General features: G+C 67.1%; 2 protein-coding genes and 2 pseudogenes. 3 read left to right on the top strand and 1 reads right to left on the bottom strand.

The window, feature by feature from the left end; genetic code table 11:
- A pseudogene (locus AC1DY5_RS51595) lies at positions 1-293 on the top strand (glycosyltransferase family 2 protein); the annotation flags it as partial.
- Here AC1DY5_RS51595 and AC1DY5_RS51600 read toward each other — a convergent pair.
- Positions 275-1,042: a glycosyltransferase family 2 protein gene (locus AC1DY5_RS51600; protein WP_478122007.1), complete on the bottom strand. Its 768-nt coding sequence runs from the start codon at positions 1,040-1,042 to the stop codon at positions 275-277. The pseudogene AC1DY5_RS51595 and the gene AC1DY5_RS51600 overlap by 19 nt on opposite strands.
- Positions 1,043-1,086: 44 nt before the next feature.
- On the opposite strand from AC1DY5_RS51600, the gene AC1DY5_RS51605 reads away from it, so the two are divergent.
- Both AC1DY5_RS51605 and AC1DY5_RS51610 read left to right on the top strand, forming a co-directional pair.
- Entirely contained in the window at positions 1,087-2,181 is a 1,095-nt protein-coding gene (locus tag AC1DY5_RS51605) for a glycosyltransferase family 4 protein (RefSeq protein WP_478122008.1), read from the top strand.
- A 58-nt stretch (positions 2,182-2,239) separates the two neighbouring features.
- Positions 2,240-2,393: pseudogene (locus tag AC1DY5_RS51610) on the top strand (acetylglutamate kinase); the annotation flags it as partial.

Raw genomic sequence — 2,393 nt, forward strand, 5'->3', positions numbered from 1 at the left:
GCTTCTACCTGCGCGACTACCTGATGCCGCGCTTCGGCAAGCTGTTCGTCGACCACGCGATCGAGGCCATCAAGCTGGACAACGAGTACCGCGAGGAAATGTTCGCCCATCTGGACGACTACGCCCACATGGTCCTGACCAATCCCTATGTGGGTTTCCGGGCCAAGGCCAAGCTGCGGCTGACCCGCTTCCTGCTCTCCCACAGCTCCCCCGGAATGGTCCGGGCGATCGGCGCCGCCACCAAGCTGCCGCTGATCCGCGGCTTCCGCCGGCTCTACCGCACCGAGGCCTGAGCCCTGCGCAGCGCGCTGCGGAAGCGCCAGAAGGCGGCCGAGCTCCAGACCTTGAGCAGACTGGAAACGTGCCAGTAGAGGTGCCTGCGGCTGCTGCGACTGGCGCGCCGGGCGTCGTGCAGGGCCAGCAGGTCTTCGGCCACCTGCAGCTTCCAGCCCGCGAGCTGGGTCCGGGCGCAGATGTCGAAATCTTCCCCATACATGAAGAAACGCTCGTCGAAGCCGCCGATCTTGCGGTAGGCCTCGCTGCGAAAGAGCATGAACAGCCCCGGAATCCAGTGTGGCACGGCCGGGCGGACGTAGCCGGGCCGCCGGCGCACCAGGATCTCGTGCGGCGTGATGATCGCCCGGTGCTGCTCGGGCTCGGCCTTGCCCGGCTCGAGGATGCGCGGGGTGAGCAGGCCGGCGTCCGGGCGTGCCTGCGCCACCAGCGGCGTCAGGATGTCGCGGTCGAACCGGATGTCCGGGTTGAGCACCAGGAACCACGGCGTCGCGCAGCGCCCGAAGGCCTGGTTGTGGTTGGYGCCGAAGCCCCTGGGGGCCGAATTCTCGATCCGATCGACCTCGAAACCCCACGCCAGGCCCGCCAGCGTGTCGACTTCGGGGATGTTGATCGTCAGCACCACCTTGGCGACCATGCCGCGGCTGAATCGGTCGAGCTCCTCCATCAGGGGGCGCACGAGGTCGAGCTGGCCGTGGCTCACGATCGACACCGTGATGGAGGCAGGAGGGGAGGGGGTCATCGGCATGGTCTAATTTCGCTCGGGAATTCTAGGGTTCCCGCCACTACCCCATGATTGCCCTGATCGTCATCAGCTTCCTCGTCTCTGCATTCGCCGTGCAGGTGTTCATGCGCCGCGCCCGCCGGCATGCGCGGCGCTATGCGGCCGACATGCCGCAGCGCTTCCACAAGGGGCACGTGCCCCGGCTGGGAGGGGCCGGCATCTTCATCGGCACCGGCGTGGCCTGGTTCGTCGCCGGCGTCGGCTCGGACCCATTCAATGTCTCCTGGCCACTCAAGGCCTCGGCGCTGACGCTGCTGTGCATCGCGCCGGCCGTGCTGGGCGGCATCATCGAGGACGTGACGCAGCAGGTGACGGTGCGCTACCGGCTCGGGCTCACGATCGGTTCCGCGCTGCTGCTGTGCTGGGTGCTGAACCTCGGCCTGGCGCGGGTCGGCATTCCGGTCGTCGATGGCTGGCTGCAGACCGTGCCCTATGCCGCGATGCTGTTCGCGGCGCTGGCGATCGGCGGCCTGCCGCACGCCTTCAACATCATCGACGGCTACAACGGGCTGGCCGGCACGGTGGCGGTGCTGGTCTGCCTGGCGATCTCCCACGTCGCGCTGCAGGTCGGCGACCGCCAGCTGGCGGCCATGGTGATCTGCCTGGTCGGCGCCACGCTGGGCTTCCTGATCTGGAACTATCCGCGCGGCAAGATCTTCGCCGGAGACGGCGGGGCATACGTCTGGGGCATGGTGATCGCCGTGGCCGCGGTGACGTTGGTGCAAAGGCACCGGGTCGTGTCGCCGTGGTTCCCGATGCTGCTGCTGATCTACCCCGTGTGGGAGACCGTGTTCTCGATCTACCGCAAGGTGGCGCGCGGTCAGTCGCCGGGCGATGCCGACGCGCTGCATTTCCACCAGCTGATCTTCCGCCGCATCGTCCGCGTAGCCTTTGCCGACGACGAGGCGCGGCAGCTGCTGGCGCGCAACAACCGCACCTCGCCGTACCTGTGGATCTTCGCCGCGCTGACCGTGGTGCCGGCGGTGCTGTTCTGGAACAACACGCTGGTGCTGATGGCCTTCTGTGCGCTGTTCGTCGCCACGTACGTGGCGGCTTATCTGATGATTGTGCGGTTCAAGGTGCCGCGCTGGCTCCGCCCGTAGCTTCGGCGTCACCGAGTTCCCTCACAATTCAGGAATCTGTCTTTTTCATCGCCTGACCATGACCGATCCCGTCCTCAACATCCCCCCGCGCGACAAGGCCGAGATCCTGGCCCAGGCGCTGCCCTACATCCGCAAGTTCCACGGCAAGACCATCGTCATCAAGTACGGCGGCAATGCCATGACCGACCCTGAGCTGCAGGCCGACTTCGCCG

It is taken from the genome of Variovorax sp. P4_D9, assembly GCF_056401695.1.

Bases quoted from the DNA above. Each gene is read 5' to 3' on its own strand.
- AC1DY5_RS51605 (WP_478122008.1), top strand. From the start codon at position 1,087: ATGATTGCCCTGATCGTCATCAGCTTCCTCGTCTCTGCATTCGCCGTG.